Source organism: Bacillus sp. R86525, from assembly GCF_042466195.1.
Classification (GTDB): domain Bacteria; phylum Bacillota; class Bacilli; order Bacillales; family Bacillaceae_G; genus Bacillus_A; species Bacillus_A nitratireducens.
Genome location: NZ_JAXHPX010000007.1, coordinates 2,643,764 through 2,664,373 on the forward strand (window position 1 = coordinate 2,643,764; position 20,610 = coordinate 2,664,373).

The window sequence follows — 20,610 nt, forward strand, 5'->3', positions numbered from 1 at the left end:
TATTTCATATAAATAGTTCTGTTTGTAGAGTTGGCACACCAATTGCATAAATAGAAAGTGAGAGATTTAGGAGAAAGGGGGGTGCTATGTGAGACACTGTGACGTTTTAATAATAGGCGGTGGTATTATAGGCTGTTCTATCGCGTATTACACATCAAAATACGGAAGAGACGTAACGATCATTGAAAAAGGAGAATTTGTCAGTGGGACGTCTTCACGGTGTGATGGGAACATTTTGGCTATTGATAAAGACCCAGGTTTTGATAGTCAAATGTCGTTAGTAAGTCAAAAATTAGTAACGGAATTAAGTGAAGAATTGGAGCACTCATTTGAATATAGGGCGCCAGGAAGTATTCTCGTTTGTGAATCAGACGAAGAGATGGAGGCAGCGCAGCAATGGGTGAATCGTCAAAAAGAAGCTGGTTTACCGTTTCGAATGCTTGATCGGCAAGATATAAGAGAAGAATCGCCATTTTTTGCGGATGATTTATTAGGTGGTTTAGAATGCGCAACCGATTCGACTGTAAATCCATATCTTCTTGCTTTTTCACTTCTTGCAGAATCGAAGAAGTTTGGTACGAAAGCTTTTAATCATACAGAAGTAAAAGAAATGAAAAGAGATATAGACGGTTCCTTTATTGTAGAAACGACAAATGGGACGTTTACTGCGAAGCAAGTGGTGAACGCAGCTGGTGTGTGGGCTCCTAAAATCGGGCAAATGTTAGATGTGAATATCCCAATTGAACCGAGAAAGGGGCATATTATTGTAGCTTCCAGGCAACAACACGTTGGCTGCCGTAAAGTAATGGAATTTGGTTATTTGATTTCTAAATTTGGCGGAAAACGAAAAGTGGATGCTTTAACTGAAAAATATGGGGTAGCTCTTGTATTTGAACCGACAGAAAGCCAAAATTTTTTAATTGGTAGTAGTAGAGAGTTTGTAGGGTTTCATACGAGGATAAATAACGAGGTTATTAAATGTATTGCGAACAGAGCAATTCGCTTTTATCCGAAAATGGCGGATATGATGGTGATTCGTTCATATGCTGGATTACGCCCGTGGACAGAAGATCATTTGCCAATCATTTCAGGAGTGGAACATATTCCGAACTACTTTATAGCAGCAGGACATGAAGGTGATGGAATTAGTCTTGCGGCAGTTACTGGGAAAGTGATTGAGGAGTTATTAAATGAAAAAGAAACAATTATTCCTATTGAACCACTTCGTTTGAGTCGTTTTACAGAAAGGGTGTTAAACGGATGAGGTCACAAAGAGTCTTTACGACGATTGATACACATACGGGCGGGAATCCTACGAGGACATTAATTAGCGGACTTCCTAAGTTAATTGGAGAGACGATGGCAGAGAAGATGTTACATATGAAAAAGGATTATGACTGGATTCGCAAATTGTTAATGAATGAGCCACGTGGTCATGATGTAATGTCAGGAGCACTATTAACAGATCCGTGTCATCCTGAAGCTGATATAGGTGTTATATACATAGAGACAGGTGGATATTTACCGATGTGTGGCCACGATACAATCGGTGTATGTACAGCTTTAGTTGAATCAGGTTTAATTCCAGTAGTTGAACCAGTTACTTCTTTAAAGCTAGATACGCCAGCTGGCTTAGTTGAAGTAGATATTTCTGTTCAAGATGGGAAAGCGAAAGAAGTCTCCTTCTGTAACATACCAGCTTTTTTACTGAAAAATATTTCTGTACACGTCGAAGAAATTGGAACTGTAGAGGCGGATATTGCGTATGGAGGGAATTTTTATGCCATTATCGATGCGAAGTCCGTAGGTTTAGAGTTAGTACCAGAAAACGCATCTACAATCATTGATAAGGCGATTCATATTAGAAATACAATTAATGAGAAATTTGAAATCATTCATCCAGAGTATTCGTTTATAAGAGGGTTAACACATGTTGAATTTTATACAGATCCTACTCATGAAAGTGCGCATGTGAAAAATACAGTTGTTGTTCCGCCAGGAGGAATTGATCGTTCTCCATGTGGCACAGGAACATCAGCGAAGTTAGCTGTATTATATGCTCATAAAAAAATTGATATCGATGAAAAATTTGTTCATGAGAGTATTGTAGGTTCTTTATTTAAAGGGTGTGTCATGAATACAACATATGTAGAAAATATTGAAGCTGTAGTAACGAAAATTACGGGATCAGCTTGGCTTATGGGTATGCATAGATTTTTTTACAATGAAAAGGATCCACTTAAAGAAGGCTTTTTGCTAATTCCGCCGATGGAACATGAAACGGAGGATGTAAAATGAACATTCAAAAAATGTATACAGCAGTAGACGTACACGTAAATGGCGAGGCATTTCGTGTAATTAAAGACGTACCATGTAAATACTACTACAGTTTGGAGCAATTAAATGAACAATTTTCAGGTGAATTAGCAGAAGAAATGAAGCTTTTATTAAATGAACCACGTGGTTTCATCGGTTTAAATGGATGTATTGTCGTTCCTTCTATTCATAATGAAGTGGATGCAGCTGTATTATTTTTTAATCATGAAGGATCCATTCCTCTTCATTACGGAGGCATTGTCGCAGTAATAACGATGTTACTAGAAAGCGGGTATTTAAAAAAGAGAGAGTCAAATCAATACAAAATCGAAACGCTATCTGGCATATTTTCAGTGGATGCATATGTAGAGAATGATGAAGTTGTATCTGTTTCGCTTGAAAGCAAACTATGTTATATGATTGAGAAAAATTTAAAGGTTGGTAATATAAATTACTCTCTCATACAGGCAGATAAAGTATATGCAGTTGTAGAAAAGGATACGTATTCGCCAGAAATCAGTATTGAAAACATCTCTAAATTAAAAAAATGGGGTGAAGCTACACTTCAAACTATACAAAAACAGTCATTAATAAAAAGACTTATTTTAGTAGATTCTATGCAAAAAGAAAAGAACCATATAAAGTCGATTACATTTCATGAAGATAACTTTATAGTGCGTTCACCAGGTTTCGTTTCTACTATTGTGTCTTATGTTCATGCTTTATTTAAAAATGAATATATAGCGGATAAACCTTTTAAAAATGAAAGTATTTTTAATAGCTTTATAACAGTAGAAAAAGTGAAGAAAGAAGAACTCGGATACATTTTTCGATTTGAAAGTAGAGGGTTTATTACAGGTATGCAAACATTTATATTAGATCCTACCGATCCGTTTCCAACAGGTTTCTTATTAAAATAATATGTTAAAGGGAGAGATAAAGATGCAAAATATTAAAGGGGCATTTCCAGTATTAATAACACCAATGGATGAGTTTCAAGAGATTGATTGGAAAGGTGTAAAGCAAAACGTAAACTACTTTATTGAGAAAAAAGTAGCTGGAATTATTATTAATGGAAGTACGGGAGAATTTGTTAGTTTATCAAAAGAAGAACGATTTAACATGGTAGAAACAGTATTAAAAGAAGTTGATGGCCGTATTCCAGTCATTGTTGGAACTGCAGCAGAAACGACGAAAGAAACGATTGAATATACGAAACATGCAGAAGCGCATGGAGCGGATTGTGCATTAATTATAAACTCTTACTATTGTAAACCGAAGGAAGAGGAGATTTATTTTCATTTTAAAGAAATCTCAAACGCTGTAAATATACCAATTATGCTATACAATAACCCATTTACTTCTGGTGTTAATATGAGCACAGAGTTAATGCTCCGTATTGGAAAAGAGTGTGAAAATGTTACACATATTAAAGAATCTAGTGGAGATATTCGAAAAGCGAGAGATTTAGTAAGACAAGGTGAAGGTGCTTTTCAAGTCTTCTGCGGATCTGAAGATTTAGTTATGGAATCTTATTTAGTTGGTGCCTCGGGATGGGTTTCAGTAGCAGGAAATATCGTTCCAGGTCTCGTTACGAAAATGTATGAGCATTTTCAAAATGGTGAATTAGAAAAAGCATGGGAAATAAACGATGCTATTTTACCTCTTTGCGAGTTCCTTGAAGGGTCAGGGAAATATGTACAAATCGTTAAACGCTCAATGGAATTACATGGGCAAGTCGGGGGACCTTCACGTTATCCGAGACTCGGATTAACTGAAGAAGAAGATCAAAAGCTTCAAACGATTTTATCAGAAATTGCAGCTCATGCAGCTGTTTAAATAAGGAGGAGAGTATATATGTTAACGACAAACATTGAGCTGAAACCAAAAGTGAAAGCGTTTTTAAATGAAGAAATTAAAATGTTCATTAATGGCGAATTTGTTCCTTCTATTAGTGGAAAGACATTTGAAACATATAATCCAGCGACAGAAGATGTTTTAGCGGTCGTATGTGAAGCACAAGAAGAAGATGTTGATATCGCAGTAAAAGCGGCAAGATTTGCTTTTGAATCAGGCCCGTGGGCAGAGATGACTACTGCTGAAAGAGCACATCTTATTTATAAATTAGCAGATTTAATTGAAGAGCATAGAGAAGAATTGGCACAGCTGGAAGCTTTAGATAATGGAAAACCATATCAAGTAGCACTTGATGATGATATTTCAGCGACTGTAGAAAATTACCGCTATTACGCGGGATGGGCTACAAAAATTATTGGGCAAACCATTCCGATTTCAAAAGATTATTTAAATTACACACGCCATGAACCGGTTGGCGTTGTAGGTCAAATTATTCCGTGGAATTTTCCGCTTGTTATGTCTTCCTGGAAAATGGGTGCTGCACTCGCGACAGGTTGTACGATTGTATTAAAACCAGCAGAGCAAACACCTTTATCTTTACTATATACAGCGAAGCTTTTTAAAGAAGCTGGATTTCCAAACGGTGTTGTAAACTTTGTACCAGGTTTGGCCCCGAAGCAGGTGCTGCAATTGTAAATCATCATGATATTGATAAAGTAGCTTTCACAGGTTCAACAGTTACAGGGAAATATATTATGCGTCAATCTGCAGAAACAATCAAACATGTAACGTTAGAACTTGGTGGTAAGTCACCAAATATCATTTTAGAAGACGCTGATTTGGAAGAAGCGATTAACGGTGCATTCCAAGGCATTATGTATAATCATGGTCAAAATTGTAGTGCAGGATCCCGTGTATTCGTTCATCGGAAGCATTATGAAACTGTAGTAGAAGAGCTTGTAAAAAGGGCAAATAATATTAAACTTGGAGCCGGGATGGAAACAGATACAGAAATGGGTCCACTTGTATCTAAAAAACAACAAGAGCGTGTGCTACATTACATTGAACAAGGAAGAGCTGAAGGTGCTACCGTTGCTGCTGGTGGTGAACGTGCATTTGAAAAAGGTTATTTTGTACAACCAACAGTATTCACAAATGTTACTGACGATATGACAATTGTTAGGGAAGAAATCTTTGGACCTGTTGTCGTAGTTCTTCCGTTCGAGTCAACAGAAGAAGTAATCGAAAGAGCAAATCGATCGTCTTACGGACTTGCAGCTGGCGTATGGACACAAAATATTAAAACTGGACATCAAGTTGCTAATAGATTAAAGGCAGGAACAGTGTGGATTAATGATTATAACTTAGAAAATGCAGCTGCACCATTTGGTGGATATAAACAATCAGGTATTGGACGTGAGTTAGGTTCATATGCACTTGATAATTATACAGAAGTGAAAAGTGTTTGGGTAAATATAAAGTGAAACGCTATTCAGTGAGGAGTTTTACTGCCCGCAAATAGCGGGATAATGAAATATAGTAAGAGATGCGGACAACTGGAAGATACGAAAAAGGTTGTCCGTTTTCTTATATATAAAATTGCTTTTTCAAAAGAATTATAAGGGGGATTTGGATGGAGCAGTTAGTAGAATGGTTAGTAGGGCAAGTATGGAGTATTGGCTTAGTTGTTTTCGCATTAGGAGCAGGGGTGTATTTTACAATAGCCACTCGTTTTTTACAAATTCGTTATTTTAAAGAAATGATTAAACTATTATTTGAAGGGAAGAGCTCGGAGACGGGAATATCATCCTTTCAAGCGTTTTGTTTAGCCTTATCAGGTAGGGTTGGAATAGGTAATATCGCGGGGGTAGCGACAGCTATCGCTTTTGGCGGACCTGGAGCTGTATTTTGGATGTGGGTAATGGCTTTGTTAGGAGCAGCTAGTGCATTCGTTGAATCGACATTATCTCAAGTGTATAAAAGTAAAGTAGGGAATGAATATCGCGGTGGTACACCATATTTTATTGAAAAAGGTTTAAAAATGAAATGGTTTGCAGTCATTGTAGCGGTCGTTGTAACACTTTCATATGGCGTTTTATTACCAGGTATTCAATCGAGCAGTATTGCAGTTGGATTCGAAAATTCTAATGGTATTAGCAAATATATAACTGGTATATTGTTAGTCGTATTATTAGCAGCAATCATTTTTGGTGGCGTAAAGAGAATTGCTGGCGTTTCGCAAATGCTTGTTCCATTTATGGCGATTGGTTATGTAATTGTTACATGTATCGTATTAATTGCGAATGTAACGGAAATTCCAAGTATGTTTGCATTAATTTTCTCTAGTGCATTTGGTGTAAATGAAATGTTTGGCGGAATCGTCGGTGCAGCGATTGCATGGGGGGTAAAACGTGCTGTATTTTCAAATGTTGCTGGTGTTGGAGAAGCGACGTATAGCTCCGCTGCTGCTGAAGTATCGCATCCTGCAAAACAAGGGTTAGTTCAAGCATTTTCTGTATATATCGATACAATTGTTGTATGTACAGCGACAGCGCTTATGATTTTAATAACAGGTATGTATAATGTAATACCTGAAGGGAAAAGCGCTATTGTAAAGAACATAGGGAATGTAGATGCAGGTCCAATCTATACACAACAAGCAGTTGAAACTGTTATGACAGGATTTGGTCCAATATTTATTTCAATCGCAATCTTCTTCTTCGCATTTACAACTTTACTTGCGTACTACTATATCGCTGAAACGACGCTTACTTATTTAGATCGTGACCTCAAATATAGCTGGTTAAAACCAGTTTTGAAAATTGGGTTTTTAATTATGGTTTACATCGGTAGCGTAGAATCAGCGTCGCTATTATGGAACCTTGGAGATTTAGGAATCGGTAGTATGGCATGGTTAAACTTAATCGCGATTCTACTATTAAGTAAAATCGCATTAAAAGTGTTAAAAGATTATGAAGCACAGAAAAAAGAAGGGAAAGATCCAGTGTTTGATCCTAAAAATGTGGGAATTGAAGGTTTAACATTTTGGGAAGAAAGAAGTAAAGAGGTTGAAAGAAAAAAATCTACAGAAAATATAACAGAAGATGATAGTGTGAAATTCTAGGATTTAAAAACTGAAAATTCAATCTTTTTTAAGTGGATAAATTCTATTTAACTGCAAAGCAACGAATTTAAGGTAAGAGTGTGAAGCAAAATTAAAATCTTTAAATATAAAAAGTCTCTCCTCAAAATTAAAAGAGAGAGACTTTTTATTGTATTCTAGTCTTTTCGAAATAGTTTTAACTGTTTCATATAGTCAATTGCCTTTGTTTTGTTCTTTTGTTTAGATACATATTCGAATTCATTCTTATCTCTATAATAACTATCTATTATGTCTTCTGTAAGAATTCCATCGGAAATAGCTTTTTTAATTGCACAGTGTGGTTCATTTGTATGAGAGCAGTTAGAAAATTTACATCTCTTAGATATCCCCTCGATATCTTCATATCCAAGATCAAAATTATCCTCATGATTTATTAAGTCAAATCCTATTTTACTAATAATTAACCCCTCCACTTTTCGATGAGTTCTTTAGAATTACACATACAAATTCTATCGTTTTCAAGTTGTATGTAATTTAACATTCCATATTTTTATAAATCGATTTCTCTACGCCAGGAAGAACTCTGTATATACTCTTACCGATTAAAGATTCTAATTCAGTCTTAATTGTGTAGAATCCTTTCCAATGTAAGGAGGTATGAGAGGTTGTTCCGTGTCGTAAACCAACGGAAACCAATCTTCTTTCAAGTGTAGTAAAGCCATCCGCGTCAGCGAGAGCGTCGCAAAGGGTAATTACTTTATTGTATAAGTCGTAGTCACTATGTTCATTAAGTATGTCAACCAACCGGCTTTCCATATAATCGGGAACAAGGCTCCACTCTGCCGCGATATCTAAATGCTCATTTTTGCAAGGAAATGAATGCGTCACACATATAATGGCGTTTCCTGTATACCCTAATTCATTCATATACATATAACCATCATAGGAATGAATAACAGATTTAGTAAAACCTTTATATCTTCCTATATCATGCAGGAGGGCAGCATTATATGCTATATCAGCATCTAGGTCGTACCCATTATTAATAAGTTCAACAACTATCTTTTCAGTTGCAAGGGCAACATTACGTGAATGTTCAAACCAAGGACCTGGATTTTGTTCATATGCCCACTCGAGTAATTCTCTTGCGTATGTCCTATCTAATATATACTTCATATAGGTATCCTTTCTCTAAAAAATTGTACCTTAAATAATTTCATCTTAGTAATCCGTAATTCCTTCTTTAAAACTTGGTACAATAAAACAAAAGGGGGATTAGTAATGCGAAATTTAGTAATTGAAGAGATTAAGCAAATAAAAGATGATATGGAAGAGCTTTCTAAACTTTTGAAAACAGTAGTAGATAATGGGGCGTCAATTGGTTTTTTACCTCCACTGGAAGAAAAAGAATCAACAATGTATTGGCAAACAGCTTTAGCACCAGAAGTGATCTTATATGTTGCTAAAATAAATAATGAAGTGGCAGGGAGTATTCAATTACATTTAGTTACAAAGCCTAATGGGATTCATAGAGCCGAAATTTGCAAGTTAATGACTCATCCAAACTTTAGACGTAATGGCATTGGACGTTTACTTATGCAAAAAGCAGAGGAACGAGCAAAGCAAGAAAAAAGGTCTCTTTTAGTGTTAGATACGAGAGAAGGAGACCCATCCAATAGATTGTATAAATCATTAGACTATCAAAAAGTTGGAAAAATACCTGAATACGCAATTTCTCCGGATGGTGAGTTGGATGCAACGGTAATTTATTATAAAATGATTTAGTTTTTTTATTTGAAAAGAGGGATAGTTTCAAACAATGTTTGATACACCCCTGTATAATAGTGTTTTTCTTTTGACCCTTTACCTTCATCTGGAATGTTTAATTTAAAGGGCCAGTCTGTAGAAAGTTTTAACAGTTTTTTTAGATTTTGATTTTGAAGTCATTTGGTGAATATTAAAATGTTAATCTAAAAAATGGAGGTTGTTGTGATGTTGAAACTGTTTCAATATAACTGGCAAGTTCGTGATGATTGGTTTACATTGTGCGAAGATATGTCGGCTGAAGAACTATTAAAGAAACGGGTTGGTGGATTTGGTAGCATCCTACATACCCTATTTCATATTGTAGATGTGGAATATATGTGGATCTTAGGTTTGCGAGGTGAACCAGTGCCTGAGGAGCCATTGTTTGAAGATTATGCTAGCTTGCAAAAAGTGAAAAATCTTTCGGATCAATACCACGAGAAAGTGAAGCCATTTGTGACATCTTGGACAAATGAAATGGATTCTCGGAAACTTTCAGAAACTGATTTCAATGAAGAACCGAATAGCTCTAGAGACGCCCCAATCAGGCGCCGAGTCATTGAATGTACACACGGAGAGATAATACGTCATGTCATTGTCCATGAAATCCACCATATCGGCCAGTTATCTATATGGGCACGTGAGATAGGAAAGGAGCCAGTTTCCGCAAATCTGAGAGGAAGAGGGCTATTCGATAATTAGAATGCCTTTGCCAATTTCGTAATTTATTTATAAACGAATGGTTTAATTGAGTATATTTAAAGCGTGTTTAGATCAATCTTTTTCAAAACACATTTTTTCTTTGTATTACTTTATCTAGGTTTATAGAGTTAATGTAATCAAACTTTTTTCGAAGCTACACTGTGATATATAATTGTAAGTAATTATTAACTACTTTAACACCGGTTGTATTTTCAGACGGTGTTATAAGTATTTAACAGTAAAAAGACAAAATAAATAATAGATTTGATAACTGGTAATTAAAATGCGTGAAGACTTGATATTATTGTAGCTAAAAGAATTTGAGAAATTTTTTAGAGGGTTCTTTTAGTAATGCCCTTCCACTTATAATGATTGTAGAGAAGATGACTAGGCAACTATAGTTATTTTCGTTTCATTTTTGGGAAGGGGATGAAAGAATGAAAAAGACAAGTTTACAAAAGATGAAAAAGGTTATGTTTAGTGGTGGGATATTACTTACGGGATTATTAACATTTGGATTTTCAGAAAAGGCTTCAGCTCATGGGTATGTAGAATCACCAGCGAGCCGATCTTTTTTATGTAAGCAAGGGGTAAATGTAAATTGCGGTCCAGTTCAATATGAACCACAAAGTGTAGAAGGAATAGGCGGCTTTCCGCAATTAGGACCTTCTGATGGACAAATTGCAGGTGCTGGTCATTTTCCTACTTTAGACGCTCAATCAGTGGATAGGTGGAAGAAAGTTACGTTAAACGGCGGGACGAATACATTCAAGTGGAAACTAACGGCTCCTCATAGTACGAAAGAATGGAAATACTACATTACAAAGAAGGATTGGAATCCAAATATGCCTTTAACAAGGTCTAGTTTAGATTTAGTGCCGTTCTATGTGAAAAATGATGGCGGAGTTAGACCAGGGACAACAGTAACGCATGAAGCGAATGTACCAACTGATCGTAGTGGCTACCATCTTATTTTAGCTGTTTGGGAGATTGCGGACACTGGAAATGCGTTTTATCAAGTTATTGATGTGAACCTTGTGAACAATGGTTTAAATTCTAATTTTGCGTTAACAATGTAGTGCAAGTTCCTACACTATTTTAAATTAAATATACATTTTGATCATCTAATTCATTTTAGATGATCTTTTTTATGAAAAATATAGAAGAAAGTGCAATTATTTATAAAAAAATGGGCTTTAAATATTGTCATATTTGCTTCTTTAAGATATCCTTTTCATGAAGAGGTGGAAAACATGGAAAAAGTACTAGTTTTCGGGCATAAAAACCCAGATACAGATGCAATTTGTTCTGCAATTGCTTATGCAGAATTAAAAAAAGAATTAGGAATGAATGCTGAGCCTGTACGTTTAGGCGAAATCAGCGGCGAAACTCAATTTGCGTTAGACTATTTTAAAGTAGAAGGACCGCGTTTTGTTGAGACAGTTGCAAGCGAAGTGGACAACGTTATTTTAGTTGATCATAATGAGCGTCAACAAAGTGCTAACGATATCGAATCTGTTCGTGTGTTAGAAGTTATTGACCATCACCGTATTGCTAACTTTGAAACAAGCGATCCTATATACTACCGTTGTGAGCCAGTTGGATGTACAGCTACAATTTTAAACAAAATGTACAAAGAAAACGGCGTTGCAATTCGTAAAGAAGTTGCAGGTTTAATGTTATCTGCAATCATTTCAGATTCTTTACTATTCAAATCTCCAACTTGCACAGAACAAGACGTAGCAGCAGCTCGCGAACTAGCGGAAATCGCTGGTGTAGATGCAGATAACTACGGCTTAGAAATGTTAAAAGCTGGTGCTGACTTAAGCGGAAAAACAATGGAGCAATTAATCTCTCTTGACGCTAAAGAATTCCAAATGGGTAATGCGAAAGTTGAAATCGCACAAGTAAACGCTGTTGATACAAACGACGTTCTTGTACACCAAGCGGAACTTGAAAAAGTTATCTCTGCAGTAGTAGAAGAAAAAGGTTTAGACCTATTCTTATTCGTTGTAACTGATATCTTAACTAACGATTCTATCTGTCTTGCGATCGGTAAAGCAGCAAAAGTTGTTGAGAAAGCATACAACGTATCTCTAGAAAACAACACTGCTACTTTAAAAGGTGTTGTATCTCGTAAAAAACAAATCGTGCCAGTATTAACAGAAACATTCCAAGCTTAATATTATTGTGTACGGATAAACAGGAAGGACAAGTAGTCAGATTGGCTGCTTGTCTTTTTCTATCTCTAAAAAACAGAAAATTGAAATTAAAAATAGGAGGATTGTGTATGTTTATTGATTTGGAAACATTGAAAAGTAAATTACAGGCACTTTTCGAGCGGAATATTACTTCTGTTTTAGAATTAGAGAGTTGGCTTTTGGATGAACAGTGTTTAAACGCTAAAATAGAAGAGGAGTTAACTAATAGTTTAATTGCCACATATAGAGATACAGACGATAGTAATTTACGTGATTTACATATGTATAATCAAAATACAATTCAACCACTTTTAAAAAGATACAATGCAAAATTTGACCAGAAATTTAAAGATTGTCCGTTTGTCGATTTATTAGATGAGCAGAAATATGGATTTATGAAAAAAGCAAGATTGGTGAAAAGTAAAATATTTAATGAAAAGAACATTGCTCTTTCCATTAAAGAGCAAGAGCTTATAACGAAGTATAGAGAAATAATGTCTAACATAGCTATTCATTGGGAAGAAGAACAAAAGACGTATGCATACGTAAAAGCACAGCTAGATAACCCAAATAGAAATATTCGAGAAAAGGCATGGTATGCTTTATGCGAAGCAAGAAGTGTAGTGAAAATAGAAATAGATTGTATTATGAAGGAACTTGTACAATTACGGAATCAGATAGCGTTAAATGCAGGATTTAATAATTTTTGTGAATATGCTTTTAAACTGAAAAATAGAGATTATATTATTGAAGATTGTTATAAGCTTCATGAATCTATAGTGAAGTATGTTGTACCAATTTGGAAACAGTTAGGAAGTCATTTCAAAAAGAATCTCGGTGTAAAAACGTACCGCCCTTGGGATCTTGCTCCTTGTAATTTGCAAAAAATTCCGTTTGAAAATTCCATTGATTTATTGGGTGGGGTTGAAGAAATGTTACGGAAGACAGATTCGTGCTTTCATGGAGAATTTACTCATATAAGGAAAGCAGGATTAATTGACGTAGAAGAACGAGAAAATAAAGCGCCAGGAGCTGCTTGTTTTACCTTACCTCATAGTAAAGATGTTTTTGTGTATTCCAATTTTAGTCCTTCATTTTATGCAATTAATGCACTAATACATGAAATAGGGCATGCATTACACTTTTATAAACAATTTAACAATGAAAGTAGCATGCAGGAAAGATATCTTCGTGAAGAGGTGGCTGAACTTTATTCCCTTAGTCTTGAGTTACTATTAATGGATAAGCTTAATATTTTTTATAAGCAAGAGGGTGAGTATAAGGAAGTGCAGCAAGTACAATTGTTCCGTACGTTGTCTTTATTAATGTCGTCAGTTTCAGGAGATGTATTCCAACACTGGCTCTATACAAATCCAAACCATACACCAGAAGAGCGTGATAAGAAATATGTTGAACTATGTAAAAGGTATCAATATTCATCAGTCGATATTGCAGGATTAGAGTATGAAATCGGTGCAAGCTGGTTAGAGTCATTTCACTATTTTCAGTTTCCTTTTTATAAAATTGAATATGCAATTGCACAAATAGGAGCAATGCAATTGTTTCAAATTTATCGGGAAGATCCAGAAAAAGCGATTGCTTTCTTTAAAGTGGGAGCGAGTTCAGATTGGAATTTATCTATACAGGAAATATACGGAAATACAGGTGTTAAGTTTGACTTTTCGGAAGAAAGGATAGAAAATACTGCTAGCGCTATTCTGGATCTGATTAACGAATTAAAATAAGGATAGCCTTTAGCTATCCTTAAAAACTTTTATTCATAAGACTTTTTCTTGTTTATATAAACTGTAATAATAGCAGTAATAATGAAAATAGGTATTGCGTACGCTTGCCCAACAAAGAATTTCCAACCTATAGTATTATAGCCGTCAGATGCTGGAATGATAATCGCGATGATACAAGCAATAATATAAGTTAATAATGCTGGGAGTATATTTTTCATAGTTGTTCACCTCCTTTTTGTACTACATTTATATATTGTACTATTAAATATATATTAGGAGATTAAGTGTACTTGATTTTACGAAATCTTTACAAATTCACTAAAGGATGAGGTGTTTGCATGCTGTATGAAAGTGACTTTTGTACGGTATGTTTATGTAATAATATATATGCTTAATAGACTGTCCTGAAATAAATTAAACCAAATATAGAAGATAATGTAATTTAATCTTTCGAGATTAGTATATAGTATTCTGTAAAAAAATGTACTGGAAAATTGATATTTCATAAGAAATATAGAATCGAGGTAAGAAATCACGATGAAAAGGTTATGCATAATTCCATGCGGAAAGAAGAAGATTTGGGATAAATACCCAGAGTATGGAGAGGCAGAGGCAAAAAATGTATATATTAGTCCATTCGGAAAAGCATGTCAGGCATATGCAACTGAGTTTTTCGAGAACTGGGTTATATTATCAGCAAAGCATGGATTTTTAAGGCCAAATGATATCGTACAGGAAAATTATGATCTTGCATTTGATTCAAAGAGTGATGAGATTATTAGCATTGAACAATTAGAACAACAGATAATTGATAAAGGCTTACTTCAGTTTGATGAAATAGTATTACTTGCAGGGAAGAAGCATAAAAAAGTTGTGATGAGGCTATATCCAGAAGAAATCATTACATATCCATTAGAAGGGTGTAAAGGGATTGGGTATATGTTGCAGAGATTGAAGGGGGCTGTGGAAGGGCAGCAGGAAATATAGGCATGAATTAGTACTTGATTCAAATTACATCACATTTATACACTTTAAATAGACTATTAAACAAGCCTTTTTATCCTTTTAAACATAGAATATGATGAATTCTATTTTATATTAGGGAGGAATCATATTCATGTGTAATAATTGTCGGTGTAGACGCAGAGATTGTAATAGATTTTGGGATGATTTAATGTTTGGAAGATGTAGACGCAGAGATTGTGATGATTGTCGTTGCAATCGTAAACGTGACTGTGATTGTGATGATTGCCGTCGCAATCGTAAACGTGACGACGATGATGATAAATGTCGTAAGTGGTAATTTTCTTTGAAAGAGTACTTTGAAGTAAAGTACTCTTTTTTTGTATGAACCTTTTAAATTCCATTTTGAACAGATTTCTTTTCGATTTCCCATGAATCTTGCTTCTTAATTTTTAGAGCTACATTCGTACCATTAGATTCTGTATAAAAGATATATCCGTGGTTGGACTTAACGTAAGTTGAAGGTTCACTTGTGCACTCTTTAGAACAAGATGTGTTGATAAGTTCAATTAAGGATAGTTCACTAGGATCGGTTTTACTAGCATCTATAAGTGTATCAAGGTTCGTTTTGCGAAAGCCTTGTAAGTTTACATGGAAATTCTTTTCTATTTCTCCAGTAACGCTAGTATTCATTACTTCAACTGAATTTTTCTTTTCTAAAAGAAAACCATTTCCATAAAGGAATTTTGTATATCCAAGCCACGCGATTAAAAATAGTATAAAAAATACACCAACTGTTCTAAGTTTTCGAAGCCGTTTACTTACGATTGATTCTGAATATTTCATTCAGCCTAATCCTCCAATGTTTTTATTTTAAAGTATGCTTGGGTACATATATTTAGAAGGAGATGAAAGTTAGCGAGTTACTGATTCAAAAAAAGAAAGCATCTGAAGTTAGGTGCTTTCTTTTTGAATACTGTCTGCTATCTGTTAGTTACTTGTTTCATTAGAGGTCTTATTTCTTTAACAGGTGGTTTTTTATCATAGGCATCAACGTAAGAAAAGTAATAATTTAAGTTTCTAAGAAGTCCCTTTCCTATTTTAGCGCTTAAGAAGGGGAATACTTGTCCAGTATAATCATCGAGAGATTTACAGTAGTATTTTTCATCTAAATATATACTGTATTTACATGTTAGTTCTACTAATGAGTTACCTTCATTATCAATTACTTCTTTAGAATCAATAATGTCTATTAATGCGAATTTTTCATTCAGATAAACTTTTTTCTTTTTCTCGTGCTTATTTGTGAGAATAAATACGAGACCAATTGCGTTAATCAAACTATTTCCTCCTATAAAAAACGGATATTAATAAAATATATCGATATAAGCTAAATGTAAAGAGGAGAGGTGTAAAATGTAAACTAGATAGAAACAATAATAAACCGATTTGAAGACAAATCGGTTTATTATTGAAATACTTGAGGAAATTGTTTTACGATTGCGTCTGTTATCATGTCGGCCATTTCTAATGCTTCTTTTTCAATTTTATCGTAAAGTTTTACTCCTGCTTCATAATCTTTATTTAGGAAGGCAAGTGCTTCTGCTTTCGTTAATGCTAAATGTTCATAAAACATTTTTCTGAATTCTTCTTTATCTATATATGGGTTGATACTGTTAAGAAATTCAGTGATTTCATCACCATTAGCGTACCATTTCTTCTCTATAGCGGCAGCTGCATTTTGATCACCAGCTTTTGCGGCTTTCACAAGATCGGCTGCAATTACTAAATGATCTTTAATTAATGCACTATATTTCTTTACTGCATTCTCGCCATAGAAGGGCTCAAGTGATAGTCCCATATGTGTTGCGTTTTGTAGAAGCCGTCCAACAGTAACATTAACATCTGGTAAATTAAATACAATACTTATAATAGCTAATCTCGTCCAAGCGACGTGCTGTTCCCATAAAGAACGCATATATCCTTTTAAAAAGTTTTCGTTTTTACTTACTCGGTAATTTCGTACAAATAAATCGAGGTTTCCATTAGTAATATGATAAGGGGAGTAATACGATTGCCAATAAGTATACATAAATAGTTACACTCCTTTGAACATGTATACCTCACAATATGATAAATATTATTTTTAAGTTACGTGTCCAAGAGCTTTTTTAAGAGTTGGAAAAGGAGAAGGTTGAAGAGAATAAGGGTAATGAAAAACGAAGTTATGATATATATGAATCAAAAGAATTTGAAATAATAGTGGCCCTGCAAGGGAAATTGCAGGGCCTCAAAAGGGTATTGCCGAGATGTCGGACTCGACTACGTAATATTATCATAAAATTCTTTTAAAAAAACCTGGTAAATGTGTCCAAATGAAAGTGGGACTTTAATAAAGTCAAAGGGACCTGCTTCCCGTGGCAGGCCCCTTTAACTAGATAATGTAGATGAGCAAAAACTCATCTGGAGTATCTTCATAGTAACAAATGAAATTCACTTTGTGTATTGAGAAAAAATGAATTACTTATATGAATATAAAGGATTTATATTTTGCTTTTGGGAATTATAATCATTTGTGGAGAATGGAATAGGGTTCTAAAATGGAGAAAAGACTTTTCAACCAGGCTACGATATATCGTGATATGTAAGTATAAAAAGACCTGCTAATTTAAGCAGGTCAACATAAGGGATTTATCTAACAGATTATTATATATGGTAACAACTGTATTGTAGTAAGTCTATAAGTTTAATGTTGAGAAAATTTATTTGAATGATATATATTTGGCACATGTATTAACGCCTAAAAAGTTGAGAAAGGAAATTAAATAGTTTTTTATAAGAAAATAAAGGCTGATACTTATAAAATGATTCATATTTCCACGCATCATTATTAGAGAATTGGAGTTGTTTATTTGACGCTTTAGGTTTGTTGGAATTATTGTAACGACTCTTCATAATTTAACCTCCTCAAATTCATATGTATACGATTAGTAGTATTCTAGGAAGGTAAATTAAATGAATATCTATTTTGAAATTCTTTCTTCTTGTGTACTAGATTTGTTTTTTTATGTTGGAAAACGTAGGAAACAAATAGAACTCAAATACTTATAAAATTCAAAGTGGCGAGAATCAGTTTGATGATATAATGGGAATAGATGAAAGATAAAGAAAAGCAGGTGACTCTTTTTTGTTTACAAAAGCTCAAGAACTTTTAGCGTCTTATTTCGGTTATTCGTCATTCCGAAGAGGACAAGATGAAACAATTAAAAATGTATTAGATGGGAAGGATACGGTTTGTATTATGCCTACGGGCGGTGGTAAGTCAATTTGTTATCAAATTCCCGCACTAGTATTCGAAGGAACGACATTAGTTATATCACCTTTGATTTCACTTATGAAAGATCAAGTAGACACATTAATACAAAATGGTATTTCCGCTACATATATTAATAGTTCTATTTCTATTGCAGAAGCGAATCAACGAATTCAATTGGCGAAACAAGGACATTATAAGTTGCTTTATGTGGCGCCTGAGCGACTTGATTCTATGGAGTTTGTTGATCAACTTATCGATATGAAAATCCCGATGATTGCAATTGATGAGGCGCACTGTATTTCGCAGTGGGGACATGATTTCCGCCCGAGTTATTTACATATACATCGCATATTAGATTATCTTCCAGAAAAACCGCTCGTTTTAGCGTTAACAGCGACAGCAACACCACAAGTGCGTGATGATATTTGTAGTACGCTTGAAATTAATCAAGAAAATACAATTATGACAACGTTCGAGCGCGAGAACTTATCGTTTTCAGTAATTAAAGGACAAGATCGTAATGCATATTTAGCAGATTATATTCGTCAAAATCAGAAGGAATCTGGGATTATTTATGCAGCGACAAGAAAAGTAGTCGATCAGTTATATGAAGATTTAGGGAAAGCAGGAGTTTCGGTATCGAAATATCATGCTGGCATGAGCGATCACGATCGAAATGAACAACAAGAACTCTTCTTACGAGATGAAATTAGTGTTATGGTAGCGACATCAGCGTTTGGAATGGGGATTGATAAATCGAATATTCGTTACGTTATTCATTATCAACTTCCAAAAAATATGGAAAGTTACTATCAAGAAGCAGGACGTGCTGGTCGTGACGGATTAGATAGTGAATGTATTTTGTTATATTCTTCTCAAGATGTGCAAGTACAACGCTTTTTAATCGATCAATCAACTGGAGAATCACGTTTTTCAAACGAACTTGAAAAATTGCAAAATATGACCGATTACTGTCATACAGAACAATGTTTACAATCATTTATTTTGCAATACTTCGGAGAAGAGCCGAAGGAAGATTGTGGCCGCTGTGGTAATTGTACGGACGATCGTGAGAGTATTGATGTAACGAGAGAATCACAAATGGTTTTATCATGTATGATTAGAACGAACCAACGATTTGGAAAACAAATGATTGCACAAGTATTAACTGGATCGAAAAATAAAAAAGTTATTGAGTTTAATTTTCATACTTTACCAACTTACGGACTTTTATCAAATCGTAGTGTGAAAGAAGTCAGTGAGTTTATTGAGTTTTTAATTTCAGACGAGTTGATCGCAGTTGAACATGGTACATATCCGACATTAAAAGTAACGGAAAAAGGTAAAGAAGTACTACTTGGTAAAGAGAACGTTTTACGTAAAGAACGAGTAGAAACACGACAAATTGTTCAAGACCATCCTTTATTTGAAGTGCTTCGTGAAGTGCGTAAAGAAATTGCACAAGGAGAAGGCGTACCTCCGTTCGTAATTTTCTCTGATCAAACGTTAAAAGATATGTGTGCGAAAATACCGCAAAGTGATTCTGAACTCCTAACTGTAAAAGGAATTGGAGAGCACAAACTTGTGAAGTACGGCTCTCACTTCTTACAAGCAGTGCAGCACTTTATTGAGGAAAACCCTAACTATGCTGAAACAATTAAGACGGAAGTTGTTTCAGAACGTAAAAAGTCAGGGAAAGCTTCAGCAAATTCTCATTTAGAAACATATGAAATGTATAAACAAGGTATTGATTTAAATGAGGTTGCAAAGGAACGTGGGTTATCGAGACAAACGATTGAAAATCATTTAATCCGTTGCTTTGAAGATGGTATGGAAGTAGACTGGAACAGCTTTGTTCCAGCAGAGTATGAAGCTCTAATTGAAACTGCCGTACAAAATGCAGAAGGTGGATTAAAGTCTATTAAAGAACAGCTTCCAGATGAAGTGAGTTACTTTATGATTCGTGCATATTTACAAATAAGAAAATAGAGACATATAAAGGGGATAGGGATATATGCATCATGTTTTCGTTTATGGCACGTTAAGAAAAGAGCAAACGAACGCTCATTATATGCAAGGTGCAACATGCATCACAGACGCAGCATGGACATATGGTGAATTATTTGATACAGGTGAAGGGTATCCTGCAATGATTTGTTCAAACGGGGAAAAGGTATATGGGGAAGTTTATGAAGTAGATGATGAGGTTTTGCAAAAGTTAGATGAACTCGAAGAATATACAGGTAATGCAGAGACTGATTTATATGACCGGATAACGCAAACAGTATATTTTGCTGATAAAGAAATACATGCATATGTGTATGTTGCTCAGGATAAAGAGATGTTGAAGAAGATTATTGATTTTGGTGATTGGATGGAGTATCAAAGAGAGAAATAAAAAATACTTATAGTTATGAATAATATAAAACCTGGGTAGTGAACGATTTGTAAAATGTTCATTATTTGGGTCTTATTTGTTTTTTAGTGTCAAGGTTACTTTTTGTCCTAATCCTGTATTAGTTCATTAATAGGGCAAGAGGACTTACGAACTAAACAGTGAATATATTTAAATAAAAGTTTTGACTAAAGGAAGGTGATGAC

At 34.7% G+C, this 20,610-nt stretch carries 19 protein-coding genes and 2 pseudogenes; 15 read left to right on the plus strand and 6 right to left on the minus strand.

Translation table 11 applies throughout. The annotated features are described in order from the left end of the window. Window positions 1–88 precede the first annotated feature (88 nt). The 6 genes and pseudogenes from SJY24_RS16175 to SJY24_RS16200 all read left to right on the plus strand — a co-directional run bounded on the left by SJY24_RS16175 (window position 89) and on the right by SJY24_RS16200 (window position 7,297). Window positions 89–1,264 carry an NAD(P)/FAD-dependent oxidoreductase gene (locus tag SJY24_RS16175; RefSeq protein ID WP_016129657.1) on the plus strand — a complete coding sequence of 392 codons (1,176 nt, stop codon included), beginning with the start codon at window positions 89–91 and terminating at the stop codon, window positions 1,262–1,264. Then, on the plus strand, window positions 1,261–2,298 hold the full coding sequence (locus SJY24_RS16180) for a proline racemase family protein (protein WP_377865417.1): 1,038 nt from the start codon (window positions 1,261–1,263) through the stop codon (window positions 2,296–2,298). The genes SJY24_RS16175 and SJY24_RS16180 overlap by 4 nt, the downstream gene beginning before the upstream one ends. Continuing rightward, window positions 2,295–3,236, plus strand: coding sequence for a proline racemase family protein (locus SJY24_RS16185; RefSeq protein WP_377865418.1), 942 nt, complete (start codon window positions 2,295–2,297; stop codon window positions 3,234–3,236). Before SJY24_RS16180 ends, SJY24_RS16185 begins: the two co-directional genes overlap by 4 nt. 22 nt (window positions 3,237–3,258) lie before the next feature. Next, window positions 3,259–4,155: a 4-hydroxy-tetrahydrodipicolinate synthase gene (gene dapA, locus SJY24_RS16190; protein ID WP_377865419.1), complete on the plus strand. Its 897-nt coding sequence runs from the start codon at window positions 3,259–3,261 to the stop codon at window positions 4,153–4,155. A gap of 81 nt (window positions 4,156–4,236) precedes the next feature. Then, window positions 4,237–5,657, plus strand: a pseudogene (locus tag SJY24_RS16195) (aldehyde dehydrogenase family protein). Window positions 5,658–5,806: 149 nt separating this feature from the next. Further along, window positions 5,807–7,297 (plus strand): alanine/glycine:cation symporter family protein, encoded by a 1,491-nt coding sequence (locus tag SJY24_RS16200; protein ID WP_377865420.1) that lies wholly within the window; start codon window positions 5,807–5,809, stop codon window positions 7,295–7,297. A 155-nt stretch (window positions 7,298–7,452) separates the two neighbouring features. On the opposite strand, the gene SJY24_RS16205 is transcribed toward SJY24_RS16200, so the two are convergent. Further along, a complete protein-coding gene (locus SJY24_RS16205; RefSeq protein WP_016129652.1) occupies window positions 7,453–7,749 on the minus strand; it encodes a P-loop NTPase family protein in 297 nt (98 codons plus the stop codon). Window positions 7,750–7,810: 61 nt separating this feature from the next. Continuing rightward, window positions 7,811–8,452 (minus strand): HD domain-containing protein, encoded by a 642-nt coding sequence (locus tag SJY24_RS16210; protein ID WP_377865422.1) that lies wholly within the window; start codon window positions 8,450–8,452, stop codon window positions 7,811–7,813. Between the two features lie 105 nt (window positions 8,453–8,557). On the opposite strand from SJY24_RS16210, the gene SJY24_RS16215 reads away from it, so the two are divergent. The 5 genes and pseudogenes from SJY24_RS16215 to SJY24_RS16235 all read left to right on the plus strand — a co-directional run bounded on the left by SJY24_RS16215 (window position 8,558) and on the right by SJY24_RS16235 (window position 13,730). Next, a complete protein-coding gene (locus SJY24_RS16215; protein WP_377865423.1) occupies window positions 8,558–9,061 on the plus strand; it encodes a GNAT family N-acetyltransferase in 504 nt (167 codons plus the stop codon). A gap of 207 nt (window positions 9,062–9,268) precedes the next feature. Further along, window positions 9,269–9,784, plus strand: a complete 516-nt coding sequence (locus tag SJY24_RS16220) for a DinB family protein (protein WP_377865424.1) — start codon at window positions 9,269–9,271, stop codon at window positions 9,782–9,784. Between the two features lie 437 nt (window positions 9,785–10,221). After that, window positions 10,222–10,886, plus strand: a pseudogene (locus tag SJY24_RS16225) (lytic polysaccharide monooxygenase). 151 nt (window positions 10,887–11,037) lie between these two features. Beyond that, the gene (ppaC, locus tag SJY24_RS16230; RefSeq protein ID WP_377865425.1) at window positions 11,038–11,967 is read left to right on the plus strand and encodes a manganese-dependent inorganic pyrophosphatase; all 930 of its coding nucleotides are present in this window, start codon (window positions 11,038–11,040) and stop codon (window positions 11,965–11,967) included. A gap of 107 nt (window positions 11,968–12,074) precedes the next feature. Next, complete coding sequence (locus SJY24_RS16235) at window positions 12,075–13,730, plus strand: M3 family oligoendopeptidase (RefSeq protein ID WP_377865426.1); 1,656 nt, start codon at window positions 12,075–12,077, stop codon at window positions 13,728–13,730. Between the two features lie 29 nt (window positions 13,731–13,759). On the opposite strand, the gene SJY24_RS16240 is transcribed toward SJY24_RS16235, so the two are convergent. Continuing rightward, window positions 13,760–13,948, minus strand: coding sequence for a DUF4017 family protein (locus tag SJY24_RS16240; RefSeq protein ID WP_377865427.1), 189 nt, complete (start codon window positions 13,946–13,948; stop codon window positions 13,760–13,762). Between the two features lie 319 nt (window positions 13,949–14,267). Between SJY24_RS16240 and SJY24_RS16245 the strand changes: the two genes are divergently transcribed. Together SJY24_RS16245 and SJY24_RS16250 are read left to right on the plus strand one after the other, a co-directional pair. Continuing rightward, window positions 14,268–14,717 (plus strand): DUF6884 domain-containing protein, encoded by a 450-nt coding sequence (locus tag SJY24_RS16245; RefSeq protein ID WP_377865428.1) that lies wholly within the window; start codon window positions 14,268–14,270, stop codon window positions 14,715–14,717. Window positions 14,718–14,847: 130 nt separating this feature from the next. Continuing rightward, window positions 14,848–15,033: a hypothetical protein gene (locus SJY24_RS16250; protein WP_377865429.1), complete on the plus strand. Its 186-nt coding sequence runs from the start codon at window positions 14,848–14,850 to the stop codon at window positions 15,031–15,033. A gap of 53 nt (window positions 15,034–15,086) precedes the next feature. On the opposite strand, the gene SJY24_RS16255 is transcribed toward SJY24_RS16250, so the two are convergent. The 3 genes from SJY24_RS16255 to SJY24_RS16265 all read right to left on the minus strand — a co-directional run bounded on the left by SJY24_RS16255 (window position 15,087) and on the right by SJY24_RS16265 (window position 16,785). After that, window positions 15,087–15,539, minus strand: a complete 453-nt coding sequence (locus SJY24_RS16255; RefSeq protein WP_377865430.1) for a hypothetical protein — start codon at window positions 15,537–15,539, stop codon at window positions 15,087–15,089. Window positions 15,540–15,676: 137 nt separating this feature from the next. Beyond that, on the minus strand, window positions 15,677–16,033 hold the full coding sequence (locus SJY24_RS16260; protein WP_098270846.1) for a cytoplasmic protein: 357 nt from the start codon (window positions 16,031–16,033) through the stop codon (window positions 15,677–15,679). A gap of 128 nt (window positions 16,034–16,161) precedes the next feature. Next, window positions 16,162–16,785 (minus strand): acetylglutamate kinase, encoded by a 624-nt coding sequence (locus tag SJY24_RS16265; RefSeq protein WP_377865431.1) that lies wholly within the window; start codon window positions 16,783–16,785, stop codon window positions 16,162–16,164. 1,095 nt (window positions 16,786–17,880) lie between these two features. On the opposite strand from SJY24_RS16265, the gene recQ reads away from it, so the two are divergent. After that, complete coding sequence (gene recQ, locus SJY24_RS16270) at window positions 17,881–19,998, plus strand: DNA helicase RecQ (RefSeq protein ID WP_377865432.1); 2,118 nt, start codon at window positions 17,881–17,883, stop codon at window positions 19,996–19,998. A gap of 25 nt (window positions 19,999–20,023) precedes the next feature. Next, entirely contained in the window at window positions 20,024–20,407 is a 384-nt protein-coding gene (locus SJY24_RS16275; RefSeq protein ID WP_377865433.1) for a gamma-glutamylcyclotransferase family protein, read from the plus strand. Window positions 20,408–20,610: the final 203 nt, after the last annotated feature.